General features: G+C 36.2%; 18 protein-coding genes, 1 tRNA gene and 1 pseudogene. 8 read left to right on the forward strand and 12 right to left on the reverse strand.

Annotation, left to right across the window (positions count from 1 at the left end):
* Window positions 1-73 precede the first annotated feature (73 nt).
* The 5 genes and pseudogenes from ABWU38_RS01570 to ABWU38_RS01590 all read right to left on the reverse strand — a co-directional run.
* Window positions 74-776 (reverse strand): annotated as a pseudogene (locus ABWU38_RS01570) (transposase); the annotation flags it as partial.
* A 57-nt stretch (window positions 777-833) separates the two neighbouring features.
* Window positions 834-2,138: a recombinase family protein gene (locus tag ABWU38_RS01575; RefSeq protein ID WP_353272357.1), complete on the reverse strand. Its 1,305-nt coding sequence runs from the start codon at window positions 2,136-2,138 to the stop codon at window positions 834-836.
* A 212-nt stretch (window positions 2,139-2,350) separates the two neighbouring features.
* Window positions 2,351-2,761 carry a recombinase family protein gene (locus tag ABWU38_RS01580; RefSeq protein ID WP_353272358.1) on the reverse strand — a complete coding sequence of 137 codons (411 nt, stop codon included), beginning with the start codon at window positions 2,759-2,761 and terminating at the stop codon, window positions 2,351-2,353.
* Window positions 2,762-3,004: 243 nt separating this feature from the next.
* Window positions 3,005-3,298: a hypothetical protein gene (locus ABWU38_RS01585; RefSeq protein ID WP_353272359.1), complete on the reverse strand. Its 294-nt coding sequence runs from the start codon at window positions 3,296-3,298 to the stop codon at window positions 3,005-3,007.
* Window positions 3,299-3,569: 271 nt separating this feature from the next.
* Entirely contained in the window at window positions 3,570-3,893 is a 324-nt protein-coding gene (locus ABWU38_RS01590) for an ankyrin repeat domain-containing protein (protein ID WP_353272360.1), read from the reverse strand.
* Between the two features lie 102 nt (window positions 3,894-3,995).
* Between ABWU38_RS01590 and ABWU38_RS01595 the strand changes: the two genes are divergently transcribed.
* Window positions 3,996-4,955, forward strand: coding sequence for an IS5 family transposase (locus ABWU38_RS01595; protein WP_353272271.1), 960 nt, complete (start codon window positions 3,996-3,998; stop codon window positions 4,953-4,955).
* A gap of 281 nt (window positions 4,956-5,236) precedes the next feature.
* On the opposite strand, the gene ABWU38_RS01600 is transcribed toward ABWU38_RS01595, so the two are convergent.
* From ABWU38_RS01600 to ABWU38_RS01615, 4 genes are all read right to left on the reverse strand, one after another.
* Window positions 5,237-6,187 carry an IS110 family transposase gene (locus ABWU38_RS01600; RefSeq protein ID WP_151808084.1) on the reverse strand — a complete coding sequence of 317 codons (951 nt, stop codon included), beginning with the start codon at window positions 6,185-6,187 and terminating at the stop codon, window positions 5,237-5,239.
* Window positions 6,188-6,472: 285 nt separating this feature from the next.
* Complete coding sequence (gene pdxH, locus ABWU38_RS01605) at window positions 6,473-7,066, reverse strand: pyridoxamine 5'-phosphate oxidase (RefSeq protein ID WP_353272813.1); 594 nt, start codon at window positions 7,064-7,066, stop codon at window positions 6,473-6,475.
* 16 nt (window positions 7,067-7,082) lie between these two features.
* Window positions 7,083-7,898, reverse strand: a complete 816-nt coding sequence (gene mutM / locus ABWU38_RS01610) for a bifunctional DNA-formamidopyrimidine glycosylase/DNA-(apurinic or apyrimidinic site) lyase (protein ID WP_253309550.1) — start codon at window positions 7,896-7,898, stop codon at window positions 7,083-7,085.
* A gap of 17 nt (window positions 7,899-7,915) precedes the next feature.
* Window positions 7,916-8,137 carry a hypothetical protein gene (locus ABWU38_RS01615; protein WP_253309551.1) on the reverse strand — a complete coding sequence of 74 codons (222 nt, stop codon included), beginning with the start codon at window positions 8,135-8,137 and terminating at the stop codon, window positions 7,916-7,918.
* A gap of 19 nt (window positions 8,138-8,156) precedes the next feature.
* On the opposite strand from ABWU38_RS01615, the gene ABWU38_RS01620 reads away from it, so the two are divergent.
* Window positions 8,157-8,229 (forward strand) — tRNA-Thr (locus tag ABWU38_RS01620).
* A 53-nt stretch (window positions 8,230-8,282) separates the two neighbouring features.
* On the opposite strand, the gene ABWU38_RS01625 is transcribed toward ABWU38_RS01620, so the two are convergent.
* Complete coding sequence (locus ABWU38_RS01625) at window positions 8,283-9,809, reverse strand: acyl-CoA carboxylase subunit beta (RefSeq protein ID WP_253309552.1); 1,527 nt, start codon at window positions 9,807-9,809, stop codon at window positions 8,283-8,285.
* Window positions 9,810-10,087: 278 nt separating this feature from the next.
* Window positions 10,088-10,339 carry a hypothetical protein gene (locus ABWU38_RS01630; RefSeq protein ID WP_353272361.1) on the reverse strand — a complete coding sequence of 84 codons (252 nt, stop codon included), beginning with the start codon at window positions 10,337-10,339 and terminating at the stop codon, window positions 10,088-10,090.
* 102 nt (window positions 10,340-10,441) lie between these two features.
* Between ABWU38_RS01630 and ABWU38_RS01635 the strand changes: the two genes are divergently transcribed.
* A complete protein-coding gene (locus ABWU38_RS01635) occupies window positions 10,442-11,401 on the forward strand; it encodes an IS5 family transposase (RefSeq protein ID WP_353272271.1) in 960 nt (319 codons plus the stop codon).
* A 12-nt stretch (window positions 11,402-11,413) separates the two neighbouring features.
* Here the strand turns inward: ABWU38_RS01635 and ABWU38_RS01640 are convergent, their stop codons facing one another.
* Window positions 11,414-12,169, reverse strand: coding sequence for a hypothetical protein (locus tag ABWU38_RS01640; RefSeq protein WP_353272362.1), 756 nt, complete (start codon window positions 12,167-12,169; stop codon window positions 11,414-11,416).
* A 129-nt stretch (window positions 12,170-12,298) separates the two neighbouring features.
* Here ABWU38_RS01640 and der point away from each other — a divergent pair, with 129 nt between their 5' ends.
* From der to ABWU38_RS01665, 5 genes are all read left to right on the forward strand, one after another.
* Window positions 12,299-13,624, forward strand: a complete 1,326-nt coding sequence (gene der / locus ABWU38_RS01645; protein WP_253309555.1) for a ribosome biogenesis GTPase Der — start codon at window positions 12,299-12,301, stop codon at window positions 13,622-13,624.
* Window positions 13,621-14,151: a disulfide bond formation protein B gene (locus ABWU38_RS01650; RefSeq protein WP_253309556.1), complete on the forward strand. Its 531-nt coding sequence runs from the start codon at window positions 13,621-13,623 to the stop codon at window positions 14,149-14,151. Before der ends, ABWU38_RS01650 begins: the two co-directional genes overlap by 4 nt.
* The gene (locus ABWU38_RS01655) at window positions 14,126-14,668 is read left to right on the forward strand and encodes a demethoxyubiquinone hydroxylase family protein (protein WP_253309557.1); all 543 of its coding nucleotides are present in this window, start codon (window positions 14,126-14,128) and stop codon (window positions 14,666-14,668) included. The genes ABWU38_RS01650 and ABWU38_RS01655 overlap by 26 nt, the downstream gene beginning before the upstream one ends.
* A gap of 170 nt (window positions 14,669-14,838) precedes the next feature.
* Entirely contained in the window at window positions 14,839-18,384 is a 3,546-nt protein-coding gene (locus tag ABWU38_RS01660) for a hypothetical protein (RefSeq protein WP_353272363.1), read from the forward strand.
* Window positions 18,385-18,470: 86 nt separating this feature from the next.
* Window positions 18,471-19,430 carry an IS5 family transposase gene (locus tag ABWU38_RS01665; protein WP_353272271.1) on the forward strand — a complete coding sequence of 320 codons (960 nt, stop codon included), beginning with the start codon at window positions 18,471-18,473 and terminating at the stop codon, window positions 19,428-19,430.
* Window positions 19,431-19,807 lie beyond the last annotated feature (377 nt).

Raw genomic sequence — 19,807 nt, forward strand, 5'->3', positions numbered from 1 at the left:
TGTACTGTTACACAATTGGAAGTATTTTTTGATTTTATGATGCAACTTGGGAAATTTTTATAATTTTTTTGTTGACTAACAAGACGGTATCTCCTCTTTCTTTGAGGTCATTTAGCACTCCCAACCAGAAGTTAGCTCCTTCACTTTCAGCCAAATAAAAACCTAATACTTCTTTTTTGCCATTTTGATCTATGCCTAATATGTTATACATGCATTTACTTACGCAATGCCCGTCCTCTTTGACTTTAAAAAACCATGAAAACTATCGGATATACAGACTGCAGCGGGCGACTACGCCATTCGTTGATTACTGGTAGCAATTTGTCAGTAATACTTGATATCTCTGCCACCGATATTTTGTGATCATAAATTTCCTCAACATGTGACACTATATCTCTATAGCCCATACCACTGGCAAATGTGCTCAAAATCTTCGTTTCAAGCTCTGGATGTAAGTTTGTTTGCCTTTTTTTGACTATTTGTGGTTCGAAACTTCCTTCCCTATCTCTTGGCGTCAAAAGCTCAAATGACCCTGCGCTTGTACGTAAAGTCTTTGCATTCCTCCCATTTCTTCGATTATTCTCTTCGCTTTCAGCCGACAAGTGGTTTTCTATTTCACCTTCCAGGCTTACCTCCAGCAACTTTTTTATAAACGGTGTTAATGCTCCATCTCTTCCTGTCAACGGTCTTCCTTCTCGTATAGACAACAGGATATTTGTTTCTAATTCTTTATAATCTACCAAACCGGTAGTTCTGTTTACTACTTTCTGACTCATTGTCAAACCTCCATTTTTTTATATCAATTTATTACTTTTTTTTCGGTTTGACACAGTTTATTTAACACTCCCCCTTAGACAATCTGCCAACTTCTGATTTTGTCCATTCTGGGCGGGATTGTTGAGTTCTCTGATCTTAAATACTACATTTACTTCATCAAGATCAATGTTGACTTCTTTTACTAATGTCCTAATAAGACTACGTTTAGCTTGCCAATCTAGTTGTTCCAATTCCGATTTAACACTAGAATAAAAGCCCTTTATGCTATTTGTAATAAGATTCATTTTCTCCTGTAGTCCCTTTTGATCAATCACCTTTTTCTTCTCTCCTTCAATCTCTTTTAAACGTTCCTTCATTTTTTTCATTGCCTGCTTAAAGTCTTCCTTACTTATATATTTTTCCTCACTTGTATTCTCTTGAATATAATAATCATTTATAAGTTCTTTAATATTTTGTTTTAATTGACTCTCACGTCTTGCAAACCTTTCATCTAATAATTCATTCTTATGTTCTGAAATTCTACATTGGTACTCCTTTACCATCCTATCTGGATTTTTTAATACACTTTTTACTTCTTCCCACACACCTGTTTCTAACACTTCTCCACGAATAGATCCGTTAGTGCATACCTTATTACCGTAAAAATTTCTTGTACCCAGGCAAGTGTAATAAGTATACACAATCTTTTTTTCTTTGCTGTAATTTCGCCTTCCGCAGTAAGCACGTCCACAACACTTACACACAACTAGCTTTTGCAACAGATATGTCTCTTTTCTTTGCTGCACTCTTGCTCTCTGTTTATTCTCAATCAATTGTTCTTGTACTACATTAAACAAATCCTCGTCAACTATTTTCGGCACCGGTATATGAATCCAATTCTCCTCATCTGTACTGTAAATAGAGTGAGTTCGCCGGCTGTTGCTTTTTTTTGGTTTGACTTCTAGCATTACTGGGCCCGCCTTTGTTTTACCATATGCTGCTAGCCCCTTGTATGCTGGATTTTTTAACATCTTATGGATGGTGCTTGAATGCCACACCTCTTTTCCTGTTTGTGTTCTAACAGAAGCTTCTCTTAGTCTCTTTACCGCTTCTCTAATACTTATCCTTTCCTCTCCAATCCACATGAACACCTCTCTCACTACTTTTGCTTCCTCTTCATTAATTTCAAATTTGTTTTCTCCTCCTTTTACATGCTTTCTTATATATCGATAACCATAAGGTGCATTGCTTATTACACTCACACAACCTTCTCTTGCTGCATGCAGTTTTCCCCTCATGCTTCGTATCAAGATTTGTCTCAGTTCAAACCTTCCTACTGCTCCTTGCACATCTGTCATTAAATCGGACTGGCTTTGTTGCATCGCTAGCTATGATGGATTAAAGATAAAAAAGATGGAGAATATCAGTAGCTTATTATTCTGGTATTTATAACAAGAACGGTCAGTGAATACCTAAATTTGAGTAAAAGAAATTTCACTACCACTCACTAATCCGGCTAAAATTCAAGAATTTCAATGCTTTAGCTATTTTCAATAGAATTAAGTTTATTAATATAAATAATAAATTACTATTCTTAAATTTGATCAGATTGATTGCAAAAAAACAAGATTTTCAATAGGTTGCTTATAATCCTAGCTATAGTTAGCCTTTCATAAGTAGCGATGCAACAAAGCCAATCGGACTCTGGTGTATCATCAACCTTATGATTTGAAAAGATTATTTCTACTCTTGCTCTCTTAAATTCATCTATTACATCTCTTTGATCTACAGGATCACGTGACAACCGATCTAGTGAATAGATATAAATCTTATTAATTTTTCCTTCTGCTACTTTATCACGTAATTTCTTTAAACCTTCACGCTCTAAATTTGACCCTCTACGGCCATCGTCAGTGAATACATATTCTTCCAATAACTCATGTCCATCTACAGCAATTCTACGCTTAAGCTCTGCAATTTGGCTCTCTATTGTATGATCCCGCACGGCTTTGTTGCATCGCTACTTATGAAAGGCTAACTATAGCTAGGATTATAAGCAACCTATTGAAAATCTTGTTTTTTTGCAATCAATCTGATCAAATTTAAGAATAGTAATTTATTATTTATATTAATAAACTTAATTCTATTGAAAATAGCTAAAGCATTGAAATTCTTGAATTTTAGCCGGATTAGTGAGTGGTAGTGAAATTTCTTTTACTCAAATTTAGGTATTCACTGACCGTTCTTGTTATAAATACCAGAATAATAAGCTACTGATATTCTCCATCTTTTTTATCTTTAATCCATCATAGCTAGCGATGCAACAAAGCCATCCCGCACTTGTCGGTCTGATGAAACTCTTGCATACAAGGCTACCGTTATCATCTTTTTCTACCTCCTTTTCGTTGTTTCTTTTTACTGAATACTTTAGTAACTGCTCGTAAGCTTCTGATAAATGTTTATCTGCTAACTCATCAGGCTCATATCGACAGGTCACAGTTAACGTTCTCTTTCTCATAATTTCTCCTGTAAATGTTTTCATAGTTCAGGCACTCCCTTTTTCCATAAATCCATTACTCTTGCGAAAAAGACGCAACTGTTAACCTTTATTTCTCTCAGCTTTTATGCAAAATTTTAGAAACACATACGCTATCTTTCATCAATTGAGCACTCTCCCAAATCATCAAGCTTCTTTTTTCCCTCTAATGATAAAATTTCCCTTTTTCCATAATCACCTCTTTCTTAGCCACAGCCCTTCTAAATTTTCACAAGCTCTTCTTTTGCCACTATCACACCTGCTGCTGATACGACCCTTATTTTTCTATGAACTCTCTCTGCTTATTTGCGATTTTTACGTTCTCTAACACTTCTTTTATCTCTTTATTATTTCTCGCATAATCCATTGCCGTTTTGCCAAATTTATCCTTTTGCTCTACATTTGCTCCCGCTTTTACTAGCTCTTCTACTATTTTTACCTCACTTACCATGCATGCCAGGTGTAACGCAGCAAATTTGCTACTTCGTTCCACTGCGTTTACCTCTACTCCTGCCTTTATCAGCTCCTTTGTATTTTCTACACGTTGTCCCATTACTGCTAAGTGCAATGGTCTATATTGTCCCGCATGGCTTTGTTGCATAGCTAGTGTTGGTTGAGGTTATTGTAAGAAGAAAAGCTTTTTAATATATGGCTACTAACGCATTTTGTTGTAAAATAGGCATTTTTCAAACAAGTACAACTTATGCCACAAAAAATGAGAGTAAGTAACCAAAGAGAATATAACGAGTTTCTCAAAAAAAGAGGAAATGTTTTTCATTTTGTTAATCAAGCCATAGAAAATTGGTATGAAAATAGTCCAAAAGTTGCAGGTGGCAATAACACTTATAGTGATAAAGTTGTAATTTTAATACACATAATAGTTCATCTTTTTAGAATTGGCTTGAGACAAGCTGTAGGTTTTGTAAAAGGTTATATGGTACAAATAGGCAAAAAACTTAAGATTATCAGCTATACACAAGCTTCCAGAAGATTTAAAAAGCTTAATTTGAAGATTGATGACCATAGAAGCAATAAAGATGATCTGGAAAATGTTGAAATTGCCGTAGATAGCACTAGAGTTAGTATCTACAATAAGAACGGTGGGCATAGTAAGCTTAATATTCGAAAAAGAAAATACAGTGGTTATGGTCAAGTAAGAAAATTACATGTTGTTTTAAACATAAATGATAAGAAAGCAATAAGCATGAACTACACTAGTGGTGTTGCTGTAGACTATTTGCCGGTCTGCGATATGTTAGAAGAAGTCAGTGATAAATATAACATTTGTTCTATTCGAGCAGATGCGGCTTATGATATAAAAAGTGTGTATAAAGAATGCAGAAAATACAATATTGTGCCTATTATTCGCCCTAGGAAGGATACTAAAATTTGTTTAGCTGACTACTTATCAGAAAGAAACAAGTATATTAGTAGAATTAGGTCATATGAGAATTATGAAGATGGTATTAATGAATGGAAGAAAAAAGTTAAGTATGGAGCACGGTCTTATATTGAAGTCTTTTTCTATAGGTTGAAGCAAATATTTGGGTTTGGCTTGAAAAATAAATCAGAGGTAAATCGTGAAAAAGAGCTGTTAATTAAGTGCTACTTATTGAACAAATTTACTGATATAGGTATGGCTAAATTTAAATTAGCTGCGTAAATTCACTGTGATTTACATGCCTATCAGTGCTATGCAACAAAGCCATCCAGAATTCGGATCAACTATGTTTTTTAAAATTTCTTCAATTTTGTTTTATTACAACTTTTTATTGTAATTCTACAATTCTACTCAATCATGAGGGGTATTTTGGTAATTAAAAACCTATTCATTATAGAAAAAGAATTTTATATCAAACAGCCATCACAGCAATTCCTGCTTAGATTTTGTGGTTAGTGAATATGTGCTTTAAATTTGTGTGGACGCACATATTCACTGTAGATTCAAATAGTATGTAGGCTCATTGCTTCTTTCAGTCTCGCATTAGCAATCACTATGATTTTACGCATTAGAGCTGTCATAGCCACCATCTTCTTTTTACCTTTACCAACAAGCTTGGAATAGAAGGTACCAAGCGCAGACTTAGACCTTGAAGCAGCCATTGCAGCTGTAAAAAGCTTTTCACGAACGTTGCTTCTACCACCTGTTATTCTTCGGTAACCAATAGTTTTTCCACTTTCTTTTGGATGAGGTGCAACTCCAGCAAGACTTGCAACTTCTCCTCTACCTAAGTAGCCAAGTTCCGGCATTAGACATAGAAAATCTTGAGATAATTTTGGACCTATTCCTGGAACTGTTCTAAGAATTTTTTGGCGCTTCTGTAACTCTAGATTCTCATCAATAATTTTTTGTATAGTATTGTTGAGTTCATTTACCTGACTGTTGAAAAATTCAATGGTTTTTTGACAACTTTCTTTTATATGATCGTTTTCAGGTGCTGCAAGCCTACATTTCTCTTGAGCTCTCATTTTTGTAATGTCATCACGACGTTGACAAAGTGCAGCTAAGGTTGTTTGTTCTTTTGACATAGGCACAAATAGAGATAGAGTACTATAGCGTTCAAACCCATATTGAGCAAGGGCTCTTGCATCTGATTGATCAGACTTTGCTAAAGTTCCATGAGATAGGACAAAGCTTTTTACTTTGCGAGTATTAGCTCGATGTACAGCAATATTCATGTCAATAAGAAAATGTGATAAACCAAGCTCATATTTTCCTGTATTTTCTAAAGTCACTAAAGAATTAGGTAGGATATCTGAAAATTTTTGAAACATTCGTTGCCAACCAGCAGTATCATTGTCAAATTCGACAGCGCTCTTCTGTTTGTGAACTGCAACAACATTTTTAAATTTTCCGATGTCAATGCCAATAAAATTTTGATAAGACGTAATCATAATAACCTCGATAGTTTTAATTGATTTAAGATTGTAAACGGGTGCATATTTATGTCCCACACAACTATTCAAACATATCGAGAGATGGGCTAGTGTACCTTGATCCGAACGGTTGTAATACCAATAGTTGGTCGGTCGCACACGCCCGTGATAGCCCTATTTTCTTATAAAGATAGGACTATCTTCCCTCTTATCTTCTTTATATCATATTTTTAACTTACAATTAGTAGGGTGTCATCCAATTCTCAATGGTAAATTAAGAAGGGTCTGCAACAACGAATGTAGCTAGGGATATAATTGCTCTATTTTCCAATTGCTTCCCTCAACAAGAGTATATCTAAACCTAGTGTGTCTCCTATATTCACCTTCTTGCCAAAATTCAATTACTTTTGGGATTACGCAAAATCTCACCCAAAAGTCAGGACGAGAAACTTGTGTATTGTAAAATTCTTTCTCCTTCAATTTTATAGCTTGCTCAAAATCTTGCCAATCTTTCAGAATGCTCGATTGTTTTGAGCACCATGCGCTAATTTGACTATCGCGCGCTCGAGAAGAGAAGTATTTGTCAGTTCTTTCATCGTTTAGAAGTTTAACATCTCCTTCAATTCGCACTTGCCTAGCAAATTCTATCCAGTGAAACACTAATGCAGCTTTAGGGTTCTCAGTCAGTTCTTTTCCTTTTCTACTATTTATGTTAGTGAAGAACACAAAACCTTCTTTACTATATTCCTTTAGTAATACTACTCTTGCAGATGGAATGCAGTCTTTGCTACAAGTTGCTAGCGTCATTGCAGTTGGTTGTTTACACGGAGAATTAAGTACTTCTTCATACCACTTTGAAAACAAGTTAATCGGATCTTTTTCAGGTAAAAATGTCATATTCAAAAATAAAATCTTAATTCTGACATACGTTGCAGAAATAAGTGCTACGGCCATTTTGTCGTATAAGTGTTATGATATTGTTGCAGATTTTGCAAGGTTTTTGAACTTTACCATATACGTAAAAGTTATTTTGAAAGTATCCAGCAGATCCAGATGGCTGTGCATAATCTTTCAGTGTTGAACCGCCTGCAGCAATTGCATCACTCAGAGTATTTTTTATTTCAGCAGCAAGTTTTTCGCACTCTCTATAGGTCAAGTCTTTTGCTGACCTGAGTGGTGATATGCGGGCTCTAAACAAACTTTCAGAAGCATATATATTGCCTACGCCAACTATTAATTTATTGTCCATTAATGCTGATTTGATATTCACTTTTTTGTTTTTCAGCAACTCCTGTAAATAGTCTCCACTGAATTCATCCGTGAGGGGCTCTATTCCAAAACCATCAAAAAAATTTATTTCTTGTTCTTTGCTTAAAATAATAACTAATCCAAATCTTCTTGGATCATTAAAGATTATTGAAGTATTATCGGAAAATAAAAATACCACGTGATCGTGCTTATTCCGCACTTGATCATGGTCAGCATATATAAGCTTTCCGCTCATGCCAAGATGTATGATTACAGCCATACTACCATCTGTATTCCAGATCGTATACTTACCTCTACGCTTGATGTTGCGTATGACTTTGCCCTTTAGCATATCATCAATATTTTTTGTTATTGGGGCACGTAAATTCCAATTATTAACTATAACATTGCTAATTTGCTTGTTTTTAATTTTATCAAGCAAAAAGTTAGAGATTACTTCTACTTCTGGTAGTTCTGGCATGATACCTCCTTCAAAACTTAAGTTTCTGATGGTAATTTTGTCGTTAAAGCTTCCTCAAATACGTTTGGGTATTCTGCGGCGCTTCTTCCTAAAAATTCCTCACCACAAACAAATTTTGAAAGGGGTCTGCTTTGTCTACTCTGTTGCTGCTTTTTTCTTTTCAAAATATTTTGCTTTAAAGCTTTCGCTAATCTTTTTTTCTCCTCTTCTTTTTCCTTATTCTTTTTTGTATTATTCATTATCATAATGTATAAACTTGCCGTTGTAGCTCAGGTGGTAGAGTACGTCATTGGTAATGACGAGGTCCCAAGTTCGAGTCTTGGTAACGGCACACTGATTACACTTATAATATTGCATAACTTGCAAGCAAGGCCTAAAAGAAAGTTACAGAGGTAAGTTGTCATGCTTTTTCCATATCCTTTCTACTTTCTTGTTTTTGAGTAGCTCTAATGCTTTGTGAAAGTGATGCCTTGTTTTACTTGGCACTATAATGTCATCAATGTATCCATGTGATGCAGCAAAAAATGGATTAGCAAATTTCTCTTTATATTCTTTGATTAACGTTTGCTGATCTTTTTCATGCCTAAATATAATTTCAACTGCACTTTCAGGGCCCATTACAGCTATTTCAGCAGTTGGCCAAGCATAATTTATGTCACCTTTTAAATGTTTCGAGTTCATAACGATATATGCACCACCATACGCTTTTCTAGTGATAAGGCTAATTTTCGGCACAGTTGCTTCAGCGTAAGCGTAAAGCAGTTTCGCTCCGTGTTGTATTATATTATTGTATTCTTGGTTTGTACCAGGTAAAAACCCCGGAACATCAATAAGTGTGATGATCGGAATGTTAAATGCGTCACAAAACCTTACAAATCTTGCAGCTTTTCTTGAAGAATCAATATCCAAACATCCTGCAAGGTGCATGGGTTGATTTGCAACAATACCAACAGTATTTCCTCCAATTCTACTAAAGCCAATTATAATATTACGAGCAAAATCAGGTTTTAGTTCAAAGAATTTCTTCTCATCACAAACTTTTTCAATGAGTTCATACATATCATAAGGAGTGTTAGGATTGGTAGGAACTAGAGTGTTTAAGGATTCATCAATCTCATTAACATCATTACAGGTTGGTACAGATTTCGGTGATTCTTGATTATTTGCTGGTAAAAAGGTAAGGAATTCACGCATTTTGAGTAGCATCTCAACATCATTATTGAATGCAAAATCTGCCACTCCTGTTTTGCTTGTATGAATTTTTGCTCCACCGAGGTCTTCGAAGCTTACATCTTCATAGGTAACCTTTTTTACTACATCTGGTCCGGTTATAAACATGTATGAACTATTCTTTACCATGAAAGTAAAGTCAGTTAATGCTGGAGAATAAACAGCCCCTCCTGCACATGGACCCATAATTAAAGAGATTTGTGGTATAACGCCCGATGCATTTACGTTTCTTTGGAAAATTTCTCCATAACCAGCAAGGGAATTTACTCCTTCTTGAATTCTGGCTCCACCAGAATCATTTAGTCCGATAATTGGAACCCTGGCATTAATTGCCATATCCATAATTTTGCATATTTTTTTTGCATGTGACGCACCAAGTGACCCACCAAAGACAGTAAAATCTTGCGAGTAAACGAAAACTTTTCTGCCATAAATAGTACCATGACCAATCACTACTCCATCACCTAAAAAATTAGCATTTTGCATGCCAAAATCAGTTGCGTGATGCTTCACGAATTTATCGTATTCTTCGAACGAATTTTCATCGAGTAATACACTGAGCCTTTCTCTAGCAGTTAATTTCCCTTTTTCGTGTTGTTTATTGATTCTGTTAGAACCGCCTCCTTTTTCAGCTTCTAGTGCTTTGGTTTTTAGATTTTCTAGTATTTCAAAGTCTTGCATACAATAAAGTAGTTTTCAAATTAGTTGTAGACTTTATTAAGTTTACAAACCCTATTAACTATACACATACACTATTGCTATATGCAACAGTGTATGTATGATAATTGTTAATGCGCTGGTAATTCCTGGCCACTACTTTGAGAATGTTGTGGTTGACTAACGTTTTCTAGAACAGAAGAAGGTAAACTAACTTTACTGCTTTTCGTTTGTGCAAAACTTTTAGCAGCTTCAACAACCTTGCTTATACGAGGTTCTTTTTCTAGCTCTTTTAGGTACTTTTAGAAGATTTCACAACTTTTATCATCAATATGTACTATTATTTTGCCAAAGCTTGAGGCATTTTCTGGTTTGTCAGCCTTTTCAGAAGATAGAGTCATTACAATCTTTTCACTGTTGCTTATTGGAAAAGTCATCTGTAATCTGCCCTTTATATCATGATATTTTCCATCTTGTATTCGTATTACATTATCTCCTTCCCCAATCTTTAATGCTCCATCTAAATTTTGAAATTCTGGATGGCTTTGTTGCATAGCTAGTGTTGGTTGAGGTTATTGTAAGAAGAAAAGCTTTTTAATATATGGCTACTAACGCATTTTGTTGTAAAATAGGCATTTTTCAAACAAGTACAACTTATGCCACAAAAAATGAGAGTAAGTAACCAAAGAGAATATAACGAGTTTCTCAAAAAAAGAGGAAATGTTTTTCATTTTGTTAATCAAGCCATAGAAAATTGGTATGAAAATAGTCCAAAAGTTGCAGGTGGCAATAACACTTATAGTGATAAAGTTGTAATTTTAATACACATAATAGTTCATCTTTTTAGAATTGGCTTGAGACAAGCTGTAGGTTTTGTAAAAGGTTATATGGTACAAATAGGCAAAAAACTTAAGATTATCAGCTATACACAAGCTTCCAGAAGATTTAAAAAGCTTAATTTGAAGATTGATGACCATAGAAGCAATAAAGATGATCTGGAAAATGTTGAAATTGCCGTAGATAGCACTAGAGTTAGTATCTACAATAAGAACGGTGGGCATAGTAAGCTTAATATTCGAAAAAGAAAATACAGTGGTTATGGTCAAGTAAGAAAATTACATGTTGTTTTAAACATAAATGATAAGAAAGCAATAAGCATGAACTACACTAGTGGTGTTGCTGTAGACTATTTGCCGGTCTGCGATATGTTAGAAGAAGTCAGTGATAAATATAACATTTGTTCTATTCGAGCAGATGCGGCTTATGATATAAAAAGTGTGTATAAAGAATGCAGAAAATACAATATTGTGCCTATTATTCGCCCTAGGAAGGATACTAAAATTTGTTTAGCTGACTACTTATCAGAAAGAAACAAGTATATTAGTAGAATTAGGTCATATGAGAATTATGAAGATGGTATTAATGAATGGAAGAAAAAAGTTAAGTATGGAGCACGGTCTTATATTGAAGTCTTTTTCTATAGGTTGAAGCAAATATTTGGGTTTGGCTTGAAAAATAAATCAGAGGTAAATCGTGAAAAAGAGCTGTTAATTAAGTGCTACTTATTGAACAAATTTACTGATATAGGTATGGCTAAATTTAAATTAGCTGCGTAAATTCACTGTGATTTACATGCCTATCAGTGCTATGCAACAAAGCCTGTCTGGATTACTCAGGAATTTTGCAGGAATCACAATGCTTGCTTCTGGACACTGTATACAATAAAATTTATTATCTCTTTCTACTATAACATCTTTTATCACATTTTCTTCTCCATCTTTTTCAATGCCCTCACATACAATTTGTTTTAGATTTGATAAATAGCTGTTATGTTTTTCCAGTAGACTTGTTGGCAATAACTCCAAAACTTTCTCACTCACATAAGTGCCTGTTGAAACTAGGTCGGATATTTTTAACGAAAGAAGATCTAGTTGATGTTTTTCATGAATGGACAACTCGAACTTCTTTAGCAAGTGCACATTAGATATCAGATAATCTATTATTGATAATTCTTCGAAGAACACATAGTACGGCATGCCAAACCTGATCTTTTGACTTTCTCCAAGTTCTACAGATTTTATCCATTTCTTTATCATTTGTCCCACAGTCAGTCGCTTCTCACCACATAACCTAAAAGCTTGACGTATAGCTTCCAATACATTCGAGATATTTTCTTTCATACGTTCATCAACTTGTTCATATATTGCTCCATCTAATTGAAATTCCGACATCACTTCTGGACGGTTCATTTCTTCTTCGAGTTTTTCACACGATGCCCTAAATTCAGGCGTATCTTCATCCTCAGACTCATCCATAGCCTCATCTTCAAAATGCCTGCCATCATCTAGAGAACTAAGCTGCTCATTTATATCTTGCCCTACCATATATCCCCCTACTTGACATAATAAAACAAGAAATTCTAGTTGTATTATGCTCGCGTGATCTATAAAGTCAATAGTTAAATTGCAAGATTTCGGTTATAATTTACTGTGTATAGAAGGTGCTCTTAAATTATGCTAAAAATCGCTATAGTAGGCCTACCAAATGCTGGTAAATCAACTCTTTTTAATAGATTGGTGGGAAGAAAAGCAGCGGTGGTCAGCAATATTCCAGGGGTTACACGAGATAGAAGAGAAGGAATAGGCAGAATTAGCGATTTAGAGTTTAAAGTTATAGATACAGGAGGATGGAACGACCAAACTAATTTTTCACTACAAGTTATTGAACAAATAAAATTTTCTCTATCCAATTCAAACATCATTTTCTTTCTTGTTGATGCAAAAGTGCAAAATGAGCAAAACAAAGAATTTGCAAAGTGGCTGAAGAGAAAAATAAATAAACCTGTGATACTGATAGCAAATAAATGCGAGAGTCATAAGTCTGAAAATGTTGATTATTTGCAGTTTTTTGATTTTCTTGGCCCGGTGTATATCTCTGCCGAACATAATCTTGGCATGGTTGATCTTTATGATGCATTAGCTGATGTTATTGAAAATTTGAACGAAAACACTGATCTATTGGGCAATGAGTCCAGTAAACTTAGAATTGCAATCATCGGTCGCCCAAATGTCGGAAAATCAACTTTTTTAAACAGCCTACTTACAGAAAACAGAGTAATAGTGAATTCAGAGCCAGGCACCACACGTGATTCTGTAGATATTGTATATGATCATAATGGGGAGCTAATTACTCTCATTGATACTGCAGGAATCCGCAGAAAGGCGAATGTTATAGATGACTTAGAATCAAGATTTGTTGAAAAAAGCTTAGAATCAATCAAGCGCTCTCATGTGGTAGTTTTAATGCTAGACTCCCTAGTTGGTATTGAGCAGCAGGATTTATCAATTGGTGAAGCTGCAATTAAGGGAGGGAAAGGGATTATTGTTGTTTTAAATAAGTGGGATTTAATAGGTAAGGATGACAGAAGTAAGTTAATAAAATTTGTCAAACAACAGGAAGTGACTCGGTTATTCTTGGAAGTGCCAACTGTAACAATTTCTGCATTGAAAGGCATGCGCTGCGGCGATGTGATAGATAAGTGTCTTGAAGTGAGTGAATCTTTGAACAAGAAAGTCAGCACTGCAAAACTGAATAAGTGGCTAATTGATGCTTTAGATAGGCACTCTCACCCGCTTGTAAAAGGTAAAGCAGTTAAAATGAAGTATATCGCTCAAATTGGTACTAAACCTCCAGCTTTTTCTTTGATATGTAACATACCTGAAAGTGTTGATGAAAGTTATAAACGCTATTTAATTAATGATCTTAGAAAAAATTTCTTCGTAGATGGTGTGCCAGTCAGATTACTTTTGAAAAAAAATAAAAATCCCTATGCAAAATGAATACTCTGCTTTATACTTTCAGGGGTCTTTATAATAATTTACTTAAAGTCGTGTGTAATAACTCCAGAATTCCTACAATCTTTCTGCTATCAAGTGCTTTTGCTCTAATTTTTGCATATGTGCTAGAATATTTTTTCAACATGCTGCCATGCAAGTTATGTACATACGAGCGGGTAGTTTACTATGTTGCAGGGTTACTTGCAGTAGTATGCATGCTTAAAGACAACAAAATTCTAATCTATGCAACGTTTTGCAGCTACCTCATAGGTGCAGTAATATCTTTTTATCATGTAGGTCTTGAACTCCACTTATTTCATGATGTTTTAGGTTGTACAGAGCAAGCAAGTGGTAACGTTAGTATAGAAGAGCTCAGAAATAATCTACTAAATCCTAATTACTCTCCATCTTGTGACAGACCTCATTACGTTCTAGGTGTTTCCTTAGCAACATGGAATTTAATTTATCTCATAGCAGCTCTGTTCGTATCAGGTAAGGTGTATTGTGGAGAAAGAAAGAAATCTAAATAATTTAAGGTACAGCAACAATCAGTTCTTGCAACAGGCAATTAGAGTAAATCATGCTGGGGAATATGGAGCTATTTGCATTTATTCTGGTCAAAAATTTATTCTTAAAAAATCTTCTATAATCAATGAAATAATTGAAATGGAAGAGCAGGAAAAAAAGCATTTTCACTATTTTAATGAGAAAATCAAAGAGCAAAAAGTTCGTCCTACTGTTTTGTTGCCAGTTTGGCGTGTTTTAGGAGTGTCACTTGGCGTTGCAACTGCCATTATGGGCAAAAAAGCTGCTATGGCTTGCACTGCTGCAGTTGAAGAAGTTATAGGGGAGCACTACAAAGAGCAAGTTTCACATTTAGAAGATGGGGAATTAAGAGAAACTATAAGTAAATTTCGCGACGAGGAGTTAGAGCACAAAGATATTGCAATTCAGCACAATGCTGAAAGCGCATTTGGCTACAACATTTTATCTTCATTCATAAAAACAGGCTGCAAAACTGCTATTTACTTGTCCAAGTTAATTTAACTAAGCAGCTTTCTTAAAGTATTTTTAATGTTATGATGACAACAGAAACCAGGAAGGAATTCAAGTGTAACAATTATTTTATAACTATATTTACATATCACCATTATTAATCAATAATTAGTGTTTGTAAATTAACTGTGTCTAAAACATAGACCACAAAGGAAGGGAAAATGCGTTTTAAACTAGAAAAGGAAGATGCCCCAGGTAAAGACTGTAGTAACGCAACTCGTTATGTGATAACTACTAAAGTAAGAGTAAATAACGAAACAACAGTTAGTCTACCTACTACATCTTACGTTATTATTGATGAGCCTAGAGGTCAGCGCCTTATTGTGATTGACTATAGCTGTGGAACACAAAAGGTGCTGAATGGTTTATCTCAAGGACTACAACTAAAGCTAGAAAAAGTAGGAGATGACAACAAGTTAGCTTTGGTTACTGACTCAGGTGAATATTACTATTATTACCATGATGGCAATATTATTAATATAGCTACTATTGATTTTATACCTCAATCCCGCAAGAATGGTGAATATGTTCATGTATATGATTATGATACACGTTCTATAAAATTTAAACCACTTGAAAGTAGTAAGGTTTTAATAGATCCAAAAGATGTAATAAGTAGTAAAAATATGAGTCTTATTGGCAATAGACTTGATATACGAATTGGAGACAATTTTTTTAAGGGATCGGAAAATCAATTATACCAATCTTACAGGAGTGTTGAGGTATATAATTCCACTGGTAGTAAGGTTGGTATGTTGAATAATGTTGTTCCAATATTCGATCGGAGAAGTGATGGTTTCAAATTATTTCCTTTTCATGGAATAAAGAGATTGAATGTGAAAAATAGCTATTTCGCAACAGAAAAATTAGGTAATAATTATGTTGGCTGCATATCAGATGAAAATAGCGAATGTAAGAATTTTTATGGTTTAAAACCTGATTTTGTAGGATATAACTACAGCCATAACTTAGATTTATATCCTTATTATTATAACTTAGAAAATTTTGGTAACTTTTTGGAGGTTGATGTGGTGAATACTAGAGAATTTGAAGACTTAAAAGCAGAAGTTCAACATTTAAAAGAGCAAATTAAGCAATTAAGACATACAGAACAAGTAGAAGGAATGCCTAGACTTCCAGGTTATCGAGGTCCTCCAGGTTATCGAGGTCCTCCAGGTGATAAAGGTCTAAGAGGTTATGAAGGTTTTCCAGGTCCTAGAGGTATTCCAGGTATTCCAGGTGAAAAAGGTAGACAGGGCGAGCCTGGGTCGCCAGGCTTTAGAGATCATTCAGGTCTTCCAGGTGGAAAAGGTTATCCAGGTCCTAAAGGTGAGCCAGGAAGAGATGCAAAGCCCGAGAATGTGGCAGCTATTTTATTATCAAGTGAACTAGAAAGATTCGAAAAAGCGCTGTTTAATACACCTATAACTGAATTAAAAGGTAAAACACTTAATAACTATGTTACTCAAGACCTGCCGAAGGAAATTGCAAATAATAAAAACTTAAAAAAAAGTATAAAGGGTGAAAAGGGCGATCAAGGATTAAGAGGAGAAGTTGGTTCTCCAGGTCCAGTAGGTCCTAAAGGTGAGCCAGGTTATCCAGGTCCTCAAGGTCTAAGAGGTGAGAAAGGTTATCCAGGTCAAGATGGTAGAGACGGAACCCCTGGTCCTAAAGGACTAGATGGACCTCCTGGGCCAAGAGGTTTGCCAGGTCAAGGAGGCAAACCAAGACCACGTGGTCTCGATGGGCTGCCAGGCATACCTGGAGAAAAGGGCCAAAAAGGCGAGTTTTATGCAGTCTCAGGACTAACAGGAAAGCCAGGTCCTAAAGGGGATCAAGGTCATCCAGGTCTAAACGGGTTGCCTGGAGAGAAAGGTGACAAGGGTGATCAAGGTTATTCGGGTTACGGCTATCCAAGCCAAAAGGGTGATCCAGGTGCACCTGGATCACCAGGACTAGATGGAATGCCTGGAGGACCAAAAGGTGAAAAAGGAGAAGCTGGTGGCCCACAAGGTCCAAAGGGAGAAAAGGGAATGCCAGGGTTGAGTATAACGAGTCCAAAAGGAGATCGTGGAGAAACGGGATTGAAAGGCTCAAAGGGGGATATAGGGCCACAAGGCCCTAAAGGCAAACAAGGTGATTTAGGGCTTATAGGGCCACAAGGCCCAAGTGGAGCGAAGGGAGAGAAAGGTAATGAAGGTAGTAGTGGTCCTAAAGGGCTGAGAGGTTGGAAAGGTGAATCTGGTTTGCAAGGTAAAGAAGGAGCGCAAGGTAAAGCTGGTAAAGATGGAACCCCGGGTTCTAAAGGAGCAGATGGAGCTCAAGGTCTTAGAGGTCCAGTAGGTCCAAGAGGCTTTAATGGTACGCAAGGTGTACAAGGAGAAAAAGGTGATCTTGGTCTCAAGGGAGATAGAGGTGAAATTGGAGCACCAGGAATGGATGGATTGCCAGGTCTACAAGGCTTTAATGGCACGCAAGGAGAAAAAGGTGCTCAAGGTCTAGTAGGTCCTAAAGGTGATAAAGGAGATTCAGGTCCAGTAGGTCCTCAAGGAGTAGATGGAGCGCCAGGTGTGTCTGGTAATAAAGGGGATACTGGGTTGCCAGGAATGCCTGGAGAAAAAGGTGACCAAGGAAATGCAGGTCCAAGAGGCCCTCAAGGAAATAAAGGTGATCAAGGTTTAGTAGGTCCACAAGGTTTCAAGGGAGATAAAGGAGAACAGGGTATACAAGGTCCTAGAGGTTTCAAGGGCCTCTCTGGTTCAAGAGGCGCAAAGGGTGAACAAGGGCATAGTGGCATGGATGCAAATCCTGAAGAAGTTGCAGATAAGCTAGTCACTACTAGAGCCACTGGGTTTAAGGAGATGATGCTTAACTTCACTGATTCCAGTGGAAAAATGTTAATGGAAGAACTTGCAGGCAGTTCAAGTCTGCATACTGGGGTTGCACAAAAATTAATTGACAATGAAACCATTGCGAATAAAGTACTTGAATATCGTGATAAAGGTGGAAATTTACTGCTAGAGCAACAGATTATAGGAAGACTTTATGATGAAAATATTCACGAAGGAATAGCTACTAAACTAATTGATGACAGAGCTCAAGATTTAGCAGACGCGTTACTAAGTAGTGCTGACAATGATACATTGGTAGAGAAACTTGCAAACAGTACTGAGCTAACAAAAAGCATTTCAGAAGAATTAAGGAAAAATCCAGGAAAAGTTCAAGGACCAAAAGGTGGTAAGGGAGATAAAGGAGCAGATGGAGCGCCAGGAATACCTGGAGAAAAAGGTGACGAAGGTATACAAGGTTCTCAAGGCTTTAATGGTACGCAAGGGGAGAAAGGTTCTCAGGGTCTAAAAGGGGATAAAGGTGAATTTGGAGCACCAGGAACAGATGGATTGCCGGGAGCAAAGGGAGATACAGGTCCTCAAGGTCTAGTAGGTCCTAGAGGTGATCAAGGGGATATGGGTGCAAAAGGAGTAGATGGATTGCCAGGTCTACAAGGCTTTAATGGCACGCAAGGAGAAAAAGGTGCTCAAGGTCTAGTAGGTCCTAAAGGTGATAAAGGAGATTCAGGTCCAGTAGGTCCTCAAGGAGTAGATGGAGCGCCAGGTGTGTCTGGTAATAAAGGGGATGCTGGTCCTAAAGGCGATATGGGTGATAAAGGAGATACCGGATGGCTTTGTTGCATAGCTAGTGTTGGTTGAGGTTATTGTAAGAAGAAAAGCTTTTTAATATATGGCTACTAACGCATTTTGTTGTAAAATAGGCATTTTTCAAACAAGTACAACTTATGCCACAAAAAATGAGAGTAAGTAACCAAAGAGAATATAACGAGTTTCTCAAAAAAAGAGGAAATGTTTTTCATTTTGTTAATCAAGCCATAGAAAATTGGTATGAAAATAGTCCAAAAGTTGCAGGTGGCAATAACACTTATAGTGATAAAGTTGTAATTTTAATACACATAATAGTTCATCTTTTTAGAATTGGCTTGAGACAAGCTGTAGGTTTTGTAAAAGGTTATATGGTACAAATAGGCAAAAAACTTAAGATTATCAGCTATACACAAGCTTCCAGAAGATTTAAAAAGCTTAATTTGAAGATTGATGACCATAGAAGCAATAAAGATGATCTGGAAAATGTTGAAATTGCCGTAGATAGCACTAGAGTTAGTATCTACAATAAGAACGGTGGGCATAGTAAGCTTAATATTCGAAAAAGAAAATACAGTGGTTATGGTCAAGTAAGAAAATTACATGTTGTTTTAAACATAAATGATAAGAAAGCAATAAGCATGAACTACACTAGTGGTGTTGCTGTAGACTATTTGCCGGTCTGCGATATGTTAGAAGAAGTCAGTGATAAATATAACATTTGTTCTATTCGAGCAGATGCGGCTTATGATATAAAAAGTGTGTATAAAGAATGCAGAAAATACAATATTGTGCCTATTATTCGCCCTAGGAAGGATACTAAAATTTGTTTAGCTGACTACTTATCAGAAAGAAACAAGTATATTAGTAGAATTAGGTCATATGAGAATTATGAAGATGGTATTAATGAATGGAAGAAAAAAGTTAAGTATGGAGCACGGTCTTATATTGAAGTCTTTTTCTATAGGTTGAAGCAAATATTTGGGTTTGGCTTGAAAAATAAATCAGAGGTAAATCGTGAAAAAGAGCTGTTAATTAAGTGCTACTTATTGAACAAATTTACTGATATAGGTATGGCTAAATTTAAATTAGCTGCGTAAATTCACTGTGATTTACATGCCTATCAGTGCTATGCAACAAAGCCATCCCGCTACGTGTTAGCGGGATCTGGAGATACCGCGGCGGTATGACGGTCTGCGGCGGTATGACGGTTCGTGGTGACATGACGATAACCTCGTCATCCCGCTGCTTGTTAGCGGGATCTATGTGAGATACCGTGAATAAATCACGGTATGACGGTTAAGTAATTCGTCATCCCGCTACTTGTTAGCGGGATCTAGAGATACCGCGGCGGTATGACGGTCTGCGGCGGTATGACGGTTCGCGGCGGCATGACGATAACCTCGTCATCCTGCTGCGTGTTAGCGGATGAGATACCGTGAATAAATCACGGTATGACGGTTCGTGGCGGTATGAC

Source organism: Wolbachia endosymbiont (group A) of Urophora cardui, from assembly GCF_964028435.1.
GTDB lineage: Bacteria > Pseudomonadota > Alphaproteobacteria > Rickettsiales > Anaplasmataceae > Wolbachia.